Raw genomic sequence first — 18740 nt, 5'->3', positions numbered from 1 at the left:
CGCCGCCGGGGTCCCTGACCTCGGGTGGTGCAGCCCGCATCATCTGCGCGCCGCCGGCCCGCAGCATCCTTTCGTCGCCGCTTCGGCGATCTCTTCCGTGAATCAAGGAATCATGCACGCATTCACCGAGAAGGACATCCGCGCGTCCTTCGTCAACGCCTCGCTGCGCGAGCGCAACTCCCTCATCGTTCCCGACCTCGCCCAGGTGGACTGGGACGGACTCGACTACTTCGGTTGGCGCGACCCGAAGCAGCCGCTCGCCGGCTTCATCGTGGTGCCGGTCGACGGCGAGGCCGTCGGCATCCTGCTGCGCCAGACCGAACAGCGCACGCGCACCCGCGCGCAGTGCTCCTGGTGCGAGGACGTCACGCTGCCGAACGACGTCGTGCTCTTCGGCGCGAAGCGGGCCGGCAAGGCCGGTCGCAACGGCGACACCGTCGGCACCCTGCTGTGCGAGAAGTTCGAGTGCTCGGTCAACGCGCGGCGCCCGATGCCGCCGGCGTACCTCGGCTTCGATGTGATGGCCGCGCGCCGGCGGCGCATCGAGGCGCTCCGCGCGCACGCCGAGGGGTTCGCGCGCGACATCCGCGACGGCGCGTGACGCCGCGTCCGGTTCAGAACACATGATGTCGCCGAGATCACACGTCGTTCACGCGCCGAACGTGTGATCTCGGCGAGAACACATGATGTGACCGCCGGCGGGGCGCGAACACCCGCCCGGCCCACCGGGTCACTCGTCGCAAGTCGCCTGCCCGCTCGCGATCGAGCCGGATGCCCGTTCAGCGGGGCGAACTGCCCCCTGACATCCCTGGTCCGAGGCCGAAATGCACGAGCTCTGCGTCCTCGAGCATGCGGCTGCGGATGATGAACCGGCTGCCCGTCGGACCCTCCACGCTGAAGCCCGCGCCCCTGCCGGGGACGACGTCGATGGTGAGGTGCGTGTACTTCCAGTACTCGAACTGGGCCTGCGAGATGAACACCTCGATCGGGTCGTCCAGGCCGACGTCGAGGTCGCCCAGCCGCACGTCGGAGGGACCGACGATGAACATGCCGATCGGGAAGCACATCGGGGCGCTGCCGTCGCAGCAGCCGCCGGACTGGTGGAACATCAGCGGACCGTGCTGCACCGTCAGCTGCCGCAGCAGGGCGGCCGCAGCATCCGTCACGGCCACCCTGCTGAAGTACGTCGTGTCTGACATGCGTCGGCTCAGAAGAAGCCCATGGCTCCGTCGGCGTACGACACCAGCAGGTTCTTGGTCTGCTGGTAGTGGTCGAGCATCTTGAGGTGGTTCTCGCGGCCGATGCCGGACTGCTTGTACCCGCCGAACGCAGCGTGCGCAGGGTACTGGTGGTAGGTGTTCGTCCAGACGCGGCCCGCCTCGATCGCGCGACCTGCCCGGTAGGCGGTGTCGCCGGAACGGCTCCAGACGCCGGCGCCGAGGCCGTAGAGCGTGTCGTTGGCGATCGAGATGGCGTCGTCGAAGTCGTCGAACGAGGTGACCGAGACGACGGGTCCGAAGATCTCCTCCTGGAAGATCCGCATGTCGTTCGTGCCCTCGAACACCGTCGGCGCGACGTAGTAGCCGCCCGACAGCTCGCCGCCGAGATCGACGCGCTCACCGCCGGCGAGCAGCTTCGCGCCGCCCGCCTTGCCGATCTCGATGTAGCTCAGGATCTTCTCGAGCTGGTCGTTCGACGCCTGCGCGCCGATCATCGTCGCAGGATCCAGCGGGTTGCCCTGCACGATCTTGCCGACACGGCCGAGGGCGTCACCGAGGAACCCGTCGTAGATCGAGCGCTGGATGAGCGCGCGCGACGGGCACGTGCAGACCTCGCCCTGGTTGAGGGCGAACAGCGTGAAGCCCTCGAGCGCCTTGTCGTAGTAGGAGTCGTCGGTCGAGCGCGCGACGTCCTCGAAGAAGACGTTGGCGCTCTTGCCCCCGAGCTCGAGCGTCACCGGGATGAGGTTCTGCGACGCGTACTGCATGATGAGGCGGCCGGTGGTGGTCTCGCCCGTGAACGCGACCTTGCGGATGCGCTTGTGCTGCGCGAGCGGCGCGCCTGCCTCGATGCCGAAGCCGTTGACGATGTTGACGACACCCGCGGGCAGCAGATCGCCGATGATCTCGAAGAGGAACAGGATCGACGCCGGGGTCTGCTCGGCGGGCTTCAGGACGACGCAGTTGCCGGCGGCGAGCGCCGGAGCGAGCTTCCACGTGGCCATGAGGATCGGGAAGTTCCACGGGATGATCTGGCCGACCACGCCCAGCGGCTCGTGGAAGTGGTACGCCACCGTGTCTTCGTCGAGCTGGCTGAGCGAGCCCTCCTGGCCGCGCAGCACGCCCGCGAAGTAGCGGAAGTGGTCCACGGCGAGCGGGATGTCGGCGGCCAGCGTCTCGCGGACCGGCTTGCCGTTCTCCCACGTCTCGGCGACGGCGATGCGCTCGAGGTTCTGCTCGATGCGGTCGGCGATCTTGTTGAGGATCACCGCACGCTCGGCGGGAGTCGTGCGCTTCCACGACTCGAACGCCTTCCACGCGACGTCGACGGCGCGGTCGACGTCTTCGACGGTGCCGCGGCCGACCTCGGTGAAAGGCTTCCCCGTGACCGGGGTGATGTTCTCGAAGTACTGGCCCTTGATCGGCTCGACGAACTCGCCGCCGATGTAGTGCCCGTAGCGGGGACGGTAGTCGGCGATCGATCCTCGCTGCCCGGGTGCGGCGTAGACGCTCGAGACGCCCTCTTCGACGATGGTCATTGCTGGTCTCCTTCGACGCTGTCCGCGACGGTCGTCGTCGCGATGCGTCGAAGGTAGGCCGCGCAACGTTGCATGATGTTGCGACCTCGTCCGGGGCGTTCCGTCTCTGCGTTTCGACTCCCGAGCTCGCTCAACGACCGCGTTCCCCGCTCGCTCGACCAGCGGGAGGAGGGTCAGTCGTCCGCTTCGAGCCTCTCGATCCTCGCGACGAGGCCGGCGCGGCGCGGCGAGCGGGCGGGCAGCATCGACAGGCACAGCCGGAGCAGCTCGACGTCGTCGGCGGCGGCATCCGTCTCGGCGAAGGCGAGGAGGACGTCGACGGATGCCTCGGCCATGAGCGCTTCGCGCAGCGCGACCCGGACGGTGTCGCGGAACTCCTCCACCCCGGGCGCGACCGAGTCGGGCAGCACATCACCGCGGTAGGCGGCCAGTGCGACGCGGTGCGCGCCCCGGTCGAGGAGCGACAGCACCTGGTGCGCATCGGTCTCGACCTCGACGCCGAGCCGGTACGGCCGGGACTCGGGCACGAGCGCGGGGGCGGCTGTCGTCAGCGCCTTTCTGAGGCGCACCATCTCGGCGCGGAGGGTGACGGTCCCGGCTCCTCCTCCACGCGGCGCTGGCGCGCCGCGCGGAGCCTCTCGGTGCGGGGGCCCAGCTGCGTCCCCCGCCGATTCGCCGTACACGAGGTCGCCGAGCCGCTCGGCAGACAGGCCCTGGCGATGCACCGCGAGCATGAGCAGCAGCTCGGCGTGGCGCGGACCGAGCTCCGACACGGTCTCGAAGCCCTCGCCCGTCACCTCGAGCTGGGCACGGTCGCGACCCAGCACCCGCAGTGTCGCGCGCGTCGGCTCCACCCGCCGGGCGGGCGCACGACGCGCGGGTCGCGGCGGCTCGGCGCGGGCTCGGAGGCGCGCGACGAGGAGTTCTCCCTCGATCGCCCGGGCCGTGGCATCCACCAGCAGCTGCGCCTGCGGGGTGACGGCCTCGAGGCCGCCGGTCACGTCGATCACCCCGAGGATGCGCCGCGTCTCAGGATCGTGCACGGGCGCAGCGCTGCACGACCACGGCTGCACGAGCCGGTTGAAGTGCTCGGCACCGGTGATCTGCACGGACCGGTCGAGCGTGATCGCGGTGCCGGGGGCGGCGGTGCCGACCGCGTCCTCCGACCAGTTCGCGCCCTCGACGAAACCCATGTCACCGGTGAGACGCCGCACGTTGCGGTCGCCCTCCACCCACAGCAGGCGCCCGGCGGCGTCGCCCACCGCGACGACGACCCCGGATTCGGATGCCTCGCCCGGGAGCAGCAGACCGCGCACCATGTCGATCACCGCGGCGAGCGGGTGGGCGCGCCGGTACGCCTCGAGCTCCTCGGCCGTCAGGTCGAGGGGCGGCAGCGCTTCGGCACCGACGAGGCTGTCGAGCGAGCGGCGCCACGAGTCGCGCACCAACAGCCGGACGTCGCGCAATCGCTCATCTGCGGCGTTGCCCGCCACGAGCTCCTCGTGGGCGCGCTCGATCAGCAGACGGGAGGTCTCGGGCGACACCTCGCGGCGCTGCGACCAGGATGATGACACGGCGGCTCCGATCGACGTCGGTGGAGCGTGCCTCCAGTGTAGGTGCGGGCGGTGCTACGCCGCCGCGCTGGTGACCTGCGCGCGCAGCGGCATGAGCGCGCCGGCCACCTGGTCGATCGCGTCGGCGTCCACGCCCGCTTCGGCGAGCGCCGCCGCCGCGTGGCCGATGACGCGGTCGAAGTCGGCGTCGGAGATGCCGCGACCCGCGTGGGCGACGCCGAGGTCCTTGCCCTTGTACCCGTCCGGACCTCCGGCCGCGGCGGCGAGGAAGAGCGCCATGTGGCGCTTCTGCTCGATCATGCGGGTGTGCTCGAAGAAGGGGGCCAGCGTCTCGTCGGCCATGATGCGGCTGTAGAGGCCGTCGACCACCGCGGCGATGCCCGCGCCTTCGCCGAGGCGCTGGTACAGGGTCGCTTCGCTCGTGTCAGTCATGCGGATGCTCCGATCGTGAGGGGGATGTCGTCGTGCGGGTCGTTCAGTATTCGACGTCGCTGCGCCGCCGGCGGCCCTCGTCCGAGGGGTTCGCAGGAGCGGGGAGGGGCGCAGCCGTCGTCGGCGTCGTCGGCGTCGTCGGCGTCGTTCGCGCAGGGGTGGCGCCGAGGCGTCCGAGTTCCCGTTCGATCGACTCCAGCAGCGAGTGCACCTGCGCGCTGGCCATGCGGGCGAACTGGCGGGCGCGCACCACGTCCTCCGGCGAAGCGGGCCCCGCGACCTCGAGGTCGTCGGTCGCGAACGCGAGCGCGGGCGACCGGTCCGCGGGTCCCGGCTGCGAGGCGGATGCGGGGGCGGGGGCGCCCGCCGCGGGGGCGCCGGCCGGGGCCACCGCGACCTGAGCCGGGTGCGCCGCCGCTTCCTTCTCGATCGAGTGGGCGACCTGCTGCGCCCGCTCGACGATCTCGCGGTACTGCTTGCGCGCGGTCTCGATGAGGTCGCGGGCGTAGGACTCGGCCTCGGCGACGGCGTCGTCGGCGATGCGCTGCGCGCTGCTGAGCAGCAGCACGGCGCGGCTCGAGATCTCGCCCTCGTCCGCGCTCACGCCGCTGGCGGTCAGCGCGGCGTTCTCGCGCCAGGCGACCTCGAGGGCGTCGGCCGCGGCGGTCAGCAGTGCGTCGACCTCGCCGCGGGAGTAGCCGTGGCGCTCGTCCGAGAACGACGCGGCGCGCAGCGTCTCCGGTGTGGTGGATACGGATTGGATCGCGGTCATTTCGCCTTCGCTCTACTGGACTCCCAGCGAGACGGCGGGGCGGACGAGCTCCGGGGAGTCTGCTCGTCCGGCGGCGGCGCTGGGTTGCTGGGTGAACGGGTCTTCGTACTTCTCGCTGCGGATGCGGTGCTCGTCGAGGCCTGCGCGGCGCAGGGCCGCGATGGTGTGGTCGACCATGCGCGGCGATCCGCACACCATCGCCAGACGCTCATCCCACGGGCCGTCTGCGGCCGCGAGGTCGCCGATCAGGCCGCGGCGCCCGGGGAACGACGGGTCGTCCGACACGCCGTACTCGACATCGAGCCATCCCGCGTCGGCGTACCGCTCGAGTTCGGGCTTCGCGTAGAAACCCCACGGGTGCCGCACGCCCTGGTAGAGCGCGACGCGCGGGCCGTTCCCGCGGGCCGCGTGGCGCGCGGCGACCTGGTCGATCACGGCGAGCAGCGGCGCAAGACCGGTGCCGCCGGCGACGAGGAGGAGGTCCGGCCACTCGCTGTCGAAGGGGAGGGTGAGCAGCTCGCCGATCGGCGGGCCGAGGCGCACGCGATCGCCCGCCTTCACGTCGCGCAGCAGCGCACCGCTGACCTGTCCGCCGGCGACGAGCTGGACGTGGAAGGTGATCGTGCCGTCGGCGCGGGGGGCATGGGTCGGCGACAGGTAGCGCCACTGCCGGGGCCGCTGCGGGATCTCGACGGCCAGCGACTGGCCGGCCTGGTAGCGGTACCGGTCGTCGGGGCGGATCGTCACGGTGCCGACGTCCATTCCCCGTCGCTGCGTCGCCACGACCTCCGCGGCCCACGTCGCGGGCTGCGACTCGACGGCTTCTGCGGCGGTGATCATGGTGGTGGCGATCAGCCCGTAGGCCTCGGCCCAGTCGGCCGCGAGTTCGGCCGTCCACGCGTCGCCGAGGAAATGCTTCAGCGTCGCGAGCAGCGACGCGCCGACGGCGGGATAGTGCCCGGCGATCGTGCCGAACTTGCGGTGATCGCGGCCGAGATCCTCGATGTAGGGCACGACGTCGCCGACCCGGTCGACGTTGCTCACCATGTGGCCCAGCGCCTTGACGAGGCGATCGCGCTGCGCCGCCATCGCGACGGGGAACAGGTCGCGCGTCTCGGGGTGGGCGAGGAAGAGGTGCGCGTAGAAGTACCCGGGGACCGCGTCCCCGTGAGCGGCGACCTGGCTCCAGGTCCGCTTGAGCGCTACCGCATCCACGTGTGTCCTGTCCCCTCGTCGGCGATTCGGTCTCGGGCGACGCTAGCGCGTTGCGGATGTAACTGCAAAGCAACCACGTGCAACTGCAACCGGATAGCATTGCCCTGTACAGCGCTCAGGGGTGGTGCGCGATACAGGTCGGGGGGCCGGATGAGCGTGTTGTTGTCGAACGGGACAGTCTTCATCGAAGATGGCCTGCGCGAACAGGCAGCCGAGCTCCTGCGCCGCGTCCCCGACCTCGGCACCGTCGGGTTCACCGTCGCCGCGGAGGACGGCGCCCACACCGCGGTTCCCGCTGATCTGGGGTCGTTCCTGGCCCACGTCCTCAAGGGATTGGCACGCGGCCGCGTGTCGGTGGCCACGCTCCCCGACGAGCTGACCACCACCGTCGCGGCGGAGCTCGTGGGCGTGTCCCGGCCCACCTTGATGAAGCTCGTGCGGTCGGGCGAGCTCGCCTCCCACCAGGTGGGAACGCACACGCGGCTGCGCACCGCCGACGTCCTCGCGCTGCGGCGGACACGCGCCCGCGCGCGGCGAGACGCCCTCGACGCCCTGCGCGAGCTCGACGACGAGCTCGGAGCCGGATTCGGAGCCGATTGACAACCCTCGCTGGGTAGTCTGACCGGGTGCTGCACCGTGTCTTCGTCGACAGCGACGTCCTCGCCGCGCGCACCCCGTACGAATGGCTCGCGCTGCTGCGCCACCAGACCGGGTCGTTCCAGCTCCATTCGTCCGCGGGTGTCGTGACGGACTCCGTCCGCCTGTGGTCGAGGCGGCAGCCGACGCGGCGCGCGGCCTCATGGCGACGTCTCGAGCTGCTCGCCACCAGCCTCGACGAGATGATCGGGTCGGTCGGCGCCGACATCGATCTCGACGATGCCGTCGAGCCCCACCGCGCCGCGGCCGACGCCGCGACCGGCGGCGCCCACGTGCTGGTCTCGAGCCACCCTCACGGGATCGCTGCAGAGGATCCGCCGCCCTTCGACGTCTACAGCCCCGACGAGTTCCTCTGCCTCCTCGACGACACCGCGGGTGCGGACGTGAGGCACGTGACCTCCGAGCAGCACGCACGCGCCCGCCGAACGCGAGAGGGCCGCCCGGAGCCGATCACGGAGGCGCTCACCACCGCCGGATGCCCCGCCTTCGCCGAGCGGGTCGGGGTGCATCTGCACGCGCTCTGAAGGGGATCAGGCGCGCGCGGCCCACCACTCCCGCAGGCGCCGCTCTGCCTCGTCCTCGCCGACCACGCCCTCGTCGAGGCGGAGGTCGAGGAGGAACTTGTACGCCTCGCCCACCTCGCGGCCGGGCTTCAGGCCCAGCACCTCCTGGATGCGGTTGCCGTCGAGCTCGGGGCGCATCGCATCGAGCTGCTCCTGGGCCGCGAGCTCGGCGATGCGGCGCTCGATGTCGTCGTAGGCGCGCGCGAGGCGCGTGGCCTTCTTGACGTTGCGGGTCGTGACGTCGGCGCGCGTGAGGATGTGCAGGCGATCGAGCTCGGCATCGGCGTCGCGGACGTACCGGCGCACCGCCGAGTCGGTCCAGGCACCCTCGGAGTACCCGAAGAAGCGCAGGTGCAGCTCGATGAGCCGGCTCACGGTCGCGATGGTCGCCGAGTCGAAGCGCAGCTCCTGCAGGCGTTTGCGGGCCAGCCGCGCGCCCTTGAGGTCGTGGTGGTAGAACGTGACGCCGCCGCCCGGCTCGAGGCGGCGGGTCGCCGGCTTGCCGATGTCGTGCAGCAGCGACGCGAGACGGAGCGCGACGTCGGGTGCAGCATCCGGATTCCGGCTCTTCTCGAGCTGGATCGCCTGCCGCAGCACCGTGAGGGAGTGCTCGTAGACATCCTTGTGGTGGTGGTGCTCATCGACCTCGAGCTGCAGCGCGGGGATCTCGGGCAGGAACTCGGCCATGAGTCCCGTATCGACGAGCAGGCGGATGCCTCGCACGGGGTCGTCGGTCGCGAGCAGCTTCACGAGCTCGCCCTGGATGCGCTCGGGGCTCACGATCTCGAGCGTCGCGCGGAGCTCTTGCATCGCGGCCTCGGTGGCGGGGTCCACGGCGAAACCGAGCTGAGACGCGAAGCGGGCGGCGCGCAGCATCCGGAGCGGATCGTCGCCGAAGCTCACCGCCGGGTCGGCCGGGGTGCGGAGCACGCCGCGGACGAGGTCTTCGACACCGCCGGTGGGATCGACCAGCGTCTGCCCGGGTATGCGCAGCGCCATCGCGTTCACCGTGAAGTCCCGGCGCACGAGGTCGCCCTCGATGGTGTCGCCGAACTCGACGGTGGGCTTGCGGGTCACGCCGTCGTAGCTGTCGGCGCGGTACGTCGTGATCTCGACCTGCTCGCCGTGCACGCGGGCGCCGATCGTGCCGAACGCGCGGCCGATGTCCCACCGCGCGGACGAGATCGGCTTGACGATCCTGAGGATGTCGTCGGGGCGCGCGTTCGTCGTGAAGTCGAGGTCGTTCGTCGGGCGGCCGAGCAGCGCGTCGCGCACCGGGCCGCCCACGATCGCGAGGTCGAACCCGGCGTCGGAGAACGCGCGGGCGAGCGTGGAGACGACGGGGGACTCGGCGAGCGCGCCGAGGCGCGCGATGCCCTCGGCCATGTTGAGCATGACATCGAGCCTATCCGCGCGGACGGGACCCACCGAGACGGGCGGGTCAGTCGTCGTCCACGATCGTGATCACCCCGGTGCCGTCGGCGATGGTCGCACCGGCGCTCACTGTGCTCAGCCCGACGACGATCGTCTCGTCGGCCTCATCGGCCTTGTCTGCCACGATCGTGAGCGAGAACGTGCCCGACGTCTGCCCGGCCTTGATCGTGAGGGTGACCGTGGTCGCCCCCTTGTAGTCGGTGCCGCTGGTCGCGGTGCCCCCGATCACCGAGACGGTCACGGTGATGTCGACGGTGGATGCTGCGGACAGCGTGATCCTGAGGCTCGCGGTGGTGCCGGATCCCTTGCTGCCCTCGGTGACCGACGTGTCGGAGATGGTCAGGGCGGGAAGGGTCGCCGGCGCCGCGGGCTCCACCGGGTCGGCCAGCCGCGCCCCGGTGCCGACGCCGTGCTGGTCGAGATCGGAGCCGTAGTTGTTGTAGCGGTCGAGCTCGGTGGCGAGGGCGTTGATCTGGGCGCTGCTGCCGCCGGCGAGCACGGCGTTCACGCGGGCGATGACCTGGGCCGTCGTGTACGGATAGGGGATCTCGGGGTGCGCCGACGACAGCAGGGCCGACACCGCGTGGCGCAGCAGGGCGGTGACGCCACCACCGCCCGCGCCCAGCGCCTGCAGCAGCGTCTGCGACGCGTACGCGCCGGTGGCCGCTGTGAACACGCTGCCGACGGTCTGGTCGGGGCGGTACAGCAGCGAGCCGTCGGGCAGGCGGGGCCACGCGATCGCGCCCCAGTTGGTCGCGTTCGTCTTCCAGAAGCCGGGCGTGTGGCCCTCGGCGCCGCCCGCGGCCACGGCGCGGTATGCGGCGGCGTCGCTGTCGGTCGCGGTCTGGCCGGTGACGGCGTCGGTGCCGGTCGCGGTCGCGGTGTTCGTGTAGTCGACGGTGCGGACTGTGCTGCTGTAGCTGTACAGCCAGATCTCGTCGGGGTCGAGCAGCCCGTTGCCGTTGGTGTCGCCCGACACGTACGCGGGGGTGAAGTCGTCGGTGGTGTTGCCCGGCGTGCCGTTATCGTCGACGAGGCTCACCGAGATCGGCGTGTTCCCGGTGTTGCGCACCAGGTACGTCCACACGATGGCATTGCCCGCGAGCAGCTGCGGGCCGCTCGTGTCGGCGTCTTCGAGACCGTTCGGGTGCCACGGGTCGACCGCGTTGATCGCCTTCTCGACGTCGATCCCGACGACGGCGCCGTAGACGTGCGCCGGGTCGTCGTCGGTGAAGACGCGGCCGAACCGGTCGGTGCCGGAGACGGTCGCGACGTTGCGGAAGGCGCCGACGGTCGCGATCGTCGTCCAGCGGTAGAGCCAGACCTCGCCCGTCTCGAGGATCCCGTTGCCGTTCACATCGCCGCTCACGAGCGTCAGCGTCACGTCGTCGGCGGTATCGGCCGTGCCGCGATCGTCGACCAGCACGATGCCCCCCAGCGGCAGCGAGCCGTCGATGAGGCGCACCGCGAACGTCCACTCGATCGTCGAGCCGGGGATCACGCGCACGGCCGCGGCGGCGGTGTCGGCATCCTGTCCGTCGGCGCGCTTGACGACCACGATGCCTGTCGGCGGGACGACCACCCCGACGTGGTGCGCGTCATCGGTGTCGCGGCCCGTGATCGCCGTGCCCGGCACGGTGCCCACGACCGTCGCGGTGTTGACGTACGCGCCCTCCGTCACGGACCCGGTCGCGCGGTAGAGCCAGACCTCGCCGGGGTCGACCAGCCCGTTGCCGTTCGTGTCGCCCGACACGTACGCGGGGGCGAAGTCGTCCACGGGGGTCGCGGGCGTGCCGTTGTCGTCTGTCACCGCGACCGCGAGCGCGATGTTGCCGAGGTTCCGCACCTCGTACGTCCACGTCACGGGGCCGCCGACCGGAAGCTCGATGCCCGGTGCGGTCGCACCATCCTGTCCGTTCACGTACTTCACGATCTCGGGAAGCGTGATCGCGCCGAAATGGTAGGCCGCGTCGCGTGCCGAGGCCGGGGCATTCGCCTCGTCGTAGGCGGTCACGGTCGCGGTGTTGCCGTAGAGCCCCGCGATCGCCGCGAAGACGCGGACGCCCAGCGACGTGAAGAGCCACACCTCACCGGGATCGAGCAGACCGTTGCCGTTGGCGTCGCCCGAGACGTACACCGCGGTGAAGTCGTCGCTGGCGTCGTCGGGGCTGCCGTTGTCGTCGACGACGGTGACGCCGTGGAGGCTGGACGCCGTGAGGCTGCGGACCAGGTACGTCCACACGACGGCGGTGCCGACGCCGATGGGCTTGGCGAGGACCGCCGCGTCGGCGTCGTCCTGGGCGGTCGGCGCGAGCGGGGATGCCGCGTTCACGGCCTTGTCGATCGAGACCAGGCCCACCGGGATGCCGAGGTAGTTCGCGATGTCGGTGGCGTCGAGGCTGACCCCGCCGGCGGCGCCCCGGACGGTCGCGGTGTTCGTGTACTGGCCGAGGACCGCGGTACGGATCGCGCGGAACAGCCACAGTTCGCCGACGTCGAGGATGCCGTTGCCGTTGGTGTCGCCCGAGACGAACTCGGGCGTGAAGTCGTCGTTCGGGTTGCCGGGCGTGCCGTTGTCGTCGCGGAGCGTGACACTCGACACCGGGCCGCCGACGGCCGACACCAAGTACGTGAACACGACCTGCGAACCCACGATCAGTGTGGGCCCGGTCGCGAGGTCGGCGTCCTCGGCCGAGGTCGGGTGGAGCGGGTCGACGGCGTTGACCGCCTTCTCGACGAACAGCTCGGTGCCTTCCACAGGCACCCCGACGTAGTTCGCGGCGTCGGTGGCCACCAGCGGCGCGTCGCCGGCGGCGCCGCGCGCGGTCGCGATGTTCGTGTACTGGCCGAGGATCGCCGCGCGGACGGCCCGGAAGTACCAGATCTCGCCGGGATCGAGGATGCCGTCGCCATTCGTGTCTCCCGACACGTACACAGGTGTGAAGTCGTCACTCGGATCGAACGGCGTGCCGTTGTCATCGCGCAGCGTGAGCGTCGAGACGGGACCGCCGACGGCGGTGACGAGGTAGGTGAAGACCACCTGCGACCCGACCGCCACGCGCGGACCCGTCGGCGAGTCGGCGTCCTCGGCGAGCGTCGGGTGCAGCGGATCCACCGCGTTCACGGCCTTCTCCACGAACAGCACCGTCTCGTCGACCGGGATGCCGAAGTAGTTGGCCGCGTCGGTGCCCACCAGTGCGCGCCCGGCGCCGGTGCCGCGCACCGTCGCGATGTTCATGTACTGACCGAGGATCGCGGCGCGCATGGCGCGGAAGATCCAGATCTCGCCGAGGTCCAGGGAGCCGTTCTGGTTGGTGTCGCCTGAGACATAGGTCGGGGCGAAGTCGTCGTTCGGGTTGCCCGGTGTGCCGTTGTCGTCGATCAGCGTGACGCCCGAGACCGAGCCGTTCAGGGAGGTCACGAGGTAGGTGAAGACCACCTGCGAGCCGGCGGTGACGAGGGGGCCGGTCGCGGTGTCGGCGTCCTCGGCGGGGGTCGGGTGCAGCGGGTCTACGGCGTTCACGGCCTTCTCGACGAAGAGGAGCACGTCGTCGGGGCCCGAGATGCCGATGTACACGGCGGGGTCGCTGTCGCGCCGGGCCTGGCCGTTCGTGCCGACGCCCTCCGCCGTCACCACGTTCATGTACCGGCCGGCGCGCGCGATGCCGGTCGCGCTGAAGCGCCAGATCTCACCGGGGTCGACGAGCCCGTTGCCGTTCGTGTCGCCGCCGAGGTACACGGGCGCGAAGTCGTCGATCGGATCGGCGGGCGTGCCGGCGTCGTCGAGGAGCCGGGTGAGGCGGATCGAGATCGTGCCCGCGACGGTGACCTCGTACGTCCAGACCACGGTCGACCCGACGGGGACCGTCGGACCCGACTCGTTCGCATCCTGCCCGTTCACGTACTTCACGACGCGGAGGATCGTCTGCGGGTCGCACGGGCAGTGCAGGTTCTGCCCGCCCACATCGTCACGCCCGGTGCCGCCGATGTTGCCCGGCTGCGGGTCGCGGGGGCCGCCGTGCTGGTCGTTCCACAGCTGGCCGTCGCTCGGCTCGACGAGCGCCTCCTCGTCGAAGGGCTCTCCGGGGGGAACGCCCGGACCCTCGTCGGAGCCCCCGGCGACCGACAGGGCGCGGATGAAGTCGCGGATGTGCGGGCTGAAGCCGCGGTTGACGGTCGGCGAGCCGAACGGGCTGAACGGCACGAGGTAGCTGTTGAACTCGCCGCCCCAGTCGAACATGCGGTCCTGCGCGGTGTTGGCGATGAGCACGTCGCGCCCGGCGCCGCCGAAGGCGAGGTCGCCGTCGCGGAAGCGCGGGTCGTCGTTCTCGGGGTCGGTGTTCGCGCCGCCGGCGGTCTCGAGGTTGTCGTCGAGCTGGAGGAGGTCGTCGCCGAAGCCGCCGAACAGCCAGTCGCAGTTCGTGCCGCCGACGAGCCAGTCGTGCCACAGGTCGCCGTACATGCGGTCGCGGCCGTCGTCGCTCTTGACCTTCATGCCGTCGATGTCGATCGGCAGCCCCGTCGCCTCGTCGAGCACGTACGCGTCGAAGTTCAGGAGGAACCCGGGGATGATCGACCGCGGGTCGTCGGCGTCGTAGTCGGCGAACATCGTCGTGTCGGCGTTGTAGTGCAGCGGGTTGGTGTCGACCGTCGGCAGCTCGGTCGCCAGGCGCGTGAGCGCCCCGATCCGCAGGTCGCGGTTGTAGAACTCCTGCATCGCCTCGGCGCCCGACATGGAGTCGCTGCCTTCGCCGCCGTGCATGAAGTCGTCCCCCAGACCGCCGTAGAGCACGTCGTGGTTGACCGCACCGTCGATCCACGTGGCGAAGTCGGCGCGCTTGAGCAGCTCCCCGAGGATGTAGATCTCGGCGCCCGTGAACGGACCGGGGATCGACACGAACTGGGCCGCGTCGGCGGTGTTCAGGTTGTTGAGCGGCTCGGTGAGGCCGTTGCGGCTGGTCTGCAGCTTGCCGTCGTCGCCCATGATGCCGTCGACGCCGGTGCCGCCGTAGATGCGGTCGTTGCCCCAGCCGCCGTAGATGTCGTCATCCTGGCCTTCGCCGAAGAGCACGTCGTCGCCGAGCTGGCCGTGGATCGTGTCGTCGCCGTCCTCGCCGTGCACGACGTCGGCCGCGCCGATGCCTGCGCCCGACCCATGTGTGTAGTCGAGGAAGGTGTACGCCCGCGGCAGCAGGCGCACGGCCCCGGCGTAGGTGTCGTAGGTGAAGGTGAGGAACGCGGTGCCCGGCGTGTACGGGTCGGCGTCCGCCGCGGTGGCCACCATCCGCACGAGGCGGTGGATGTTGCCGTTGTCGCCCAGGATCACGTCGCTGTCCGCGGCGTGGCCGCCCTCTTCGAGGTCGCCGTAGTTGTTGCGGACGAGACGGATGCCGGCACCGCCGAAGATCGTGTCGGCGCCGTCCGGCCGGCGCGCGGCCGTCGTGAGACTGAAGAGCTCGGAGCTGCCGCCGATGAGGTCGTCGCGGCCGAGGCCTCCGAAGATGACGTCGTTCCCACCGTTGCCCTCGATGTAGTCGTCGCCGTCGCGGCCGGGTCCCGCCCAGTCCTCGGCCGACTGGCGCGTGGTGCGCACATCGACGGTGATCGCGCCGGTGTCGTCGATCGCCGAGCCGTCGCCCTGGATCCAGTCGTCGCCGAGCTGGCCGAAGATGAGGTCGTCCTCGGCGCCGCCGGCGATCACGTCGCCGGCGTACAGCCCGGGCTGTGTCGACGTGTCGTGGTCGAAGAGCACGACGTCGCGCTCCTTGGCGCCGCGCGGGTCGTCGTACGAGTTCGCCGGGTTGGTGCCGCAGGCGCCGCCGGCACCGCTGACGATGTTGGCGCATCCGGTGTCCTGCGCGTAGATGCCGCTTCCGGTGAGCACCTGGAAGCGCCGGCTCGAGATGTCGCCGGTGCGCAGCAGGTTCGCGTTGTCGCCGGCGATGGCGTCGTCGCCCTGACCGCCGTCGATCACGTCGCCCCATCCAGCGGGATCAGCACCGTCGCTGCCGCCCGCGACGTTGTGGCCGCCGATGAGGTCGTCGTCGCCGTCGCCGCCGGTGATGCGGTCGGCGCCCTGACCGCCGATGATGACGTCCTCGCCGGCGTTGCCGCGCAGCAGGTCGCCCGCGCCGCCGTGGGCGGCGAGCGTGTCGATCGACGTCCACCGGAACGGGTGTGCCGCGAGCGGCATGTTGAGCGGGAGCAGCTCGAGGAAGATGCCGAGCACGCCGCTGTACGGGACGGTGGACTCGACCTTGCCGTGGTCGCCGAAGATGAGGTCGTTGGCGTCGTCGCCCGCCACGGTGTCGGCGCCCGTGCCGCCGAAGACGATGTCGTTGGCGGTGCCGCCGAAGATGACGTCCCCCGCGCCCAGGTTCGGGTCTGTCGTCGTGATGAGGTCCCACGTGCCGTCCGCCGCGGCCGGCGTCGCGCCGTCGCGCACGAGACCGTGGTCGCCGAGCATGATGTCGGCTTCCGCGTCGCCGCGGATCGTGTCGGCGCCGTTGCCGCCCAGGATGACGTCACGGTCGTCGCCACCGGAGATCACGTCGCCACCGGCCGCCACGAGCGGGTCGGTCGTCGTCACCAGGTGGCGCAGGCCGTCGGGCGAGGCGTACTGGATGCGGCCGTGGTCGCCGAAGATCGTGTCGCGTCCGGCGTCGCCGGTGATGGCGTCGGCGCCGTTGCCGCCGGCGATCCGGTCATCGCCCGCGTCACCCGAGATGACGTCGTCGCCGCCCACGGCGGGCTCGGCGGTCGCGATGGCGGTCACGAGGCGCGCCGTCTGGATCCGCACGAACACCGGTCCGCCGAGCAGGTCGGTGCGCTCGAGGGTGACGGCCTGCGTCACGACGCCGTGATCGCCGAAGATGACGTCGTCGTCGTCGCCCGCGGCGCCCGCGGCGCTTCCGGCCCCTTCGCCGTGCAGCTCGTCGTCTCCGGGGACGAGGCCGTCGGCCATGGGATGCGTGCTCGCGTTCGCCGTCGGGATGTCGAGGCGGCGCGTGATGACGTCGACGTTCACGCCCGAGTCGCCGTAGATCTGATCGCTGCCGCGCTGGCCGAGGATGAGGTCGTCGCCCGAACCGCCGGCGAGGTAGTCGTGCGCCTGGCTGCCGATGATCGTGTCGTCGCCCTCGCCGCCGTAGATCACGACGCCGACGGTGGGCAGGGCCCCGGCGGGCACCCCGGTGAACAGCGCGCTCGCGTCGATCACATCGTTGCCGGCGTGCGCGAACGGGTTCGCCAGCGGCAGCCAGAAGCGTTCGTCCTCGTCGGGGATCCCCGGGAAGGAGTCGAACGGCTGTGCGCCGAAGTCTCCCGCGTCCTGGCCGGCCGGGCGGCCCGAGTACCAGACGCCGTCCTGCGACGTGTCGCCGTAGACGACCAGCGGCGAGGCGGGACCGCCGCCGCCGGTGATGATGATCGTGTCGCCGCCGACCACGCCGCCCACGAGCTGGTTGCCGCCGCCGTGCACGACGGTGAGCGATCCGTGCGCGGCGGGCGGGTTCACGGTGGTGGCCGGGTCGCCGTCGTCCTCGGGCGCCTGCTGCAGCGTGCCGGTGATCGTCAGGCGGTCGTTGCCCGTGCCGAGCAGCAGGTTCAGCACCTCGATCGTCGAGAGCGAGGCATCCGTCGTGATCCCCGTCACCGTGCCGTCGCCGCCGGTCGCGAACTCGACGCGGCCCCACGAGATGCCGCCGGGCACCACGGCGGGCTCACCGAACGCGGTCGCGCCGTCGACGGTGAACCCGGCGGGCAGTCCCGTTCCGGTGAGGCTGGTGGAGGTCAGCGTGCGGACGTGGTCCTGCACGCTCGAGTCGTCGTAGATGCTCAGGATGTCGACGTTCTGCCCCTCGGGAACGGATGCCGCGTTCCCGATGCCGAGCAGGGGCCCGTCGGTCTCGCCCGGCAGCTTGATGCCGCCCCGCAGCGACCGATCGGCGCGAGTCGTGCCGCCCTCGATCTGGACCGGACCCACGAGCTGCGACAGCAGGTGCGGCTGCGCGGCGAACGTCCTGACGCCCTCGCGCACGAGCGGCACGTCGAACAGGGCGTCGGCCCGCAGCGATACCGTGACCGGCGTCGCCCAGTTCGCAGCCGTGAAGGTGATGGATGCTGCCACCCGGCGCAGCGTCATCGTGCCGGCGAACGCGCCCAGCGCGCCTTCGGCGGTCAGCTCGATCACGTTGTCGAACGTCGCGTTCGTGCCGCGGATGACCGCGATCTTGTAGGAGGTCGCGCCGCCGTCGAGCGAGATGCGCATGCCCTCGAGGAAGCCGTCCGCGAGGAAGCTGCCGCCGTCGGTGCGCGTGATGCGGCGCGTTCCCGGGTCGATCGTGACGCCGCCGCTGAACAGGCCCGCGCCCGCGGTGCCGATGGCGCGCATCGTGACGCGGCCGCCGAGGACGACGTCGGTGAGCCCGTCGGTGAGGATCGCGATGTGCACATCGGCGGTCGGCGGCGTGGTGAGGCGGATCGTGTAGTCGTCGCCCGTGCCGCCGCGGACGACGGTCGTCGAGCCGCCGCTCTGCGTCACGATGACGCCCGCGGAGTCGTCGTCGCGGACGTCTGCATAGAGCGTGCGGTCGGCGAACGCGTAGCCGGCCGGCGCCGAGACCAGGTGGGCGATGAGGCGCACCCAGGTCGGGTCCTGGCGCGCGGCGTCGTCGATCGCGACGATGCGGATGCGCACCGGCGCGACGTCGCCCGCCGCGAACGTGATCGTGCGGGTCGCGGCGTCGAACCGCGAGTCCGAGCTCTCGAGGCGGATCCGGCCGTCCGGCAGGTCGAGCCGGATGACGACGGTGCCGGCGGCGGGTGCGGCCAGCCCCACGAGGATCTCGTCGGTGATGCCGTTCGCGCCCTCGAGCACCACGGTCGAGCGGTCCTCGTTCGACGTGCCGGGCGTGACCTCGACGACGACGACCCCGGGCACGTCGTTGTCGCGCACGAGCGCCTCGACGTTGCGGACGGTCGCACCGTCGAACCCGGCGGCGATGTCGGCGGCGTCCGTCGCGATCGTCGTGTGGCTGATGGCGACCACGCGGTCGCCCTCTCCGCGCAGGTCGTCGACGGCGTAGACGTGGATGGTCTGCGGCACGTTCCAGTCCGAGCCGTCGAAGACGAGGACGACCGCGCGCTGCGCGGGGTCGACGACGCCGCCCATCTCGACGAGGTGACGGCGGAATTCGGCGAACGCGTCGTCGCACTGCGCGGCGGTGCCGGCGCAGAGCCACACCGAGTCGCCGGGGTTCACTCCCAGCCGCTCGGCGACGCCGGGCGAGGCGGCGGACACCGTGACGTACACCTTGCCCACCGGCTGACGCGAG

The 18740-nt window shown here is 71.3% G+C and carries 11 protein-coding genes (1 of these 11 only partly in view); 3 read left to right on the top strand and 8 right to left on the bottom strand.

Annotated features, from left to right (window positions below):
- Nucleotides 1–112 precede the first annotated feature (112 nt).
- Nucleotides 113–601, top strand: a complete 489-nt coding sequence (locus ASF40_RS01915; RefSeq protein ID WP_056365627.1) for an FBP domain-containing protein — start codon at nucleotides 113–115, stop codon at nucleotides 599–601.
- A gap of 178 nt (nucleotides 602–779) precedes the next feature.
- Here ASF40_RS01915 and ASF40_RS01910 read toward each other — a convergent pair whose 3' ends face one another.
- The 6 genes from ASF40_RS01910 to ASF40_RS01885 form a co-directional block, all read right to left on the bottom strand.
- Nucleotides 780–1199, bottom strand: coding sequence for a DUF779 domain-containing protein (locus ASF40_RS01910; protein WP_056365624.1), 420 nt, complete (start codon nucleotides 1197–1199; stop codon nucleotides 780–782).
- 8 nt (nucleotides 1200–1207) lie between these two features.
- Entirely contained in the window at nucleotides 1208–2758 is a 1551-nt protein-coding gene (exaC, locus tag ASF40_RS01905) for an acetaldehyde dehydrogenase ExaC (protein ID WP_056365621.1), read from the bottom strand.
- Between the two features lie 173 nt (nucleotides 2759–2931).
- Entirely contained in the window at nucleotides 2932–4332 is a 1401-nt protein-coding gene (locus tag ASF40_RS01900) for a hypothetical protein (protein ID WP_056365616.1), read from the bottom strand.
- A gap of 54 nt (nucleotides 4333–4386) precedes the next feature.
- Nucleotides 4387–4764: a group I truncated hemoglobin gene (locus tag ASF40_RS01895; RefSeq protein WP_056365614.1), complete on the bottom strand. Its 378-nt coding sequence runs from the start codon at nucleotides 4762–4764 to the stop codon at nucleotides 4387–4389.
- Nucleotides 4765–4807: 43 nt separating this feature from the next.
- Complete coding sequence (locus ASF40_RS01890; RefSeq protein WP_056365611.1) at nucleotides 4808–5536, bottom strand: DivIVA domain-containing protein; 729 nt, start codon at nucleotides 5534–5536, stop codon at nucleotides 4808–4810.
- A gap of 12 nt (nucleotides 5537–5548) precedes the next feature.
- On the bottom strand, nucleotides 5549–6751 hold the full coding sequence (locus ASF40_RS01885; RefSeq protein WP_056365607.1) for a globin domain-containing protein: 1203 nt from the start codon (nucleotides 6749–6751) through the stop codon (nucleotides 5549–5551).
- A 150-nt stretch (nucleotides 6752–6901) separates the two neighbouring features.
- Between ASF40_RS01885 and ASF40_RS01880 the strand changes: the two genes are divergently transcribed.
- Together ASF40_RS01880 and ASF40_RS01875 are read left to right on the top strand one after the other, a co-directional pair.
- Nucleotides 6902–7351 carry a helix-turn-helix domain-containing protein gene (locus ASF40_RS01880; RefSeq protein WP_082496794.1) on the top strand — a complete coding sequence of 150 codons (450 nt, stop codon included), beginning with the start codon at nucleotides 6902–6904 and terminating at the stop codon, nucleotides 7349–7351.
- A 26-nt stretch (nucleotides 7352–7377) separates the two neighbouring features.
- A complete protein-coding gene (locus tag ASF40_RS01875) occupies nucleotides 7378–7932 on the top strand; it encodes a hypothetical protein (protein ID WP_056365601.1) in 555 nt (184 codons plus the stop codon).
- Nucleotides 7933–7938: 6 nt separating this feature from the next.
- On the opposite strand, the gene ASF40_RS01870 is transcribed toward ASF40_RS01875, so the two are convergent.
- Nucleotides 7939–9366 (bottom strand): CCA tRNA nucleotidyltransferase, encoded by a 1428-nt coding sequence (locus ASF40_RS01870; RefSeq protein ID WP_056365598.1) that lies wholly within the window; start codon nucleotides 9364–9366, stop codon nucleotides 7939–7941.
- A 46-nt stretch (nucleotides 9367–9412) separates the two neighbouring features.
- Nucleotides 9413–18740, bottom strand: the 3' end of a protein-coding gene (locus ASF40_RS01865) for a Calx-beta domain-containing protein (protein WP_056365595.1). The gene runs 18596 nt beyond the window's last position; only the last 9328 of its 27924 coding nucleotides appear in the window; the start codon falls outside the window, past its right edge; its stop codon occupies nucleotides 9413–9415.

Source organism: Microbacterium sp. Leaf288 (assembly GCF_001422925.1).
In the GTDB taxonomy this organism is placed as follows: Bacteria; Actinomycetota; Actinomycetes; order Actinomycetales; family Microbacteriaceae; genus Microbacterium.
This window is presented reverse-complemented; position numbering and strand designations above follow the sequence as displayed.

Bases quoted from the DNA above. Each gene is read 5' to 3' on its own strand.
- ASF40_RS01880 (WP_082496794.1), top strand. From the start codon at position 6,902: ATGAGCGTGTTGTTGTCGAACGGGACAGTCTTCATCGAAGATGGCCTG.
- ASF40_RS01910 (WP_056365624.1), bottom strand. From the start codon at position 1,199: ATGTCAGACACGACGTACTTCAGCAGGGTGGCCGTGACGGATGCTGCG.
- ASF40_RS01890 (WP_056365611.1), bottom strand. From the start codon at position 5,536: ATGACCGCGATCCAATCCGTATCCACCACACCGGAGACGCTGCGCGCC.
- ASF40_RS01895 (WP_056365614.1), bottom strand. From the start codon at position 4,764: ATGACTGACACGAGCGAAGCGACCCTGTACCAGCGCCTCGGCGAAGGC.
- ASF40_RS01870 (WP_056365598.1), bottom strand. From the start codon at position 9,366: ATGCTCAACATGGCCGAGGGCATCGCGCGCCTCGGCGCGCTCGCCGAG.
- ASF40_RS01915 (WP_056365627.1), top strand. From the start codon at position 113: ATGCACGCATTCACCGAGAAGGACATCCGCGCGTCCTTCGTCAACGCC.
- exaC (WP_056365621.1), bottom strand. From the start codon at position 2,758: ATGACCATCGTCGAAGAGGGCGTCTCGAGCGTCTACGCCGCACCCGGG.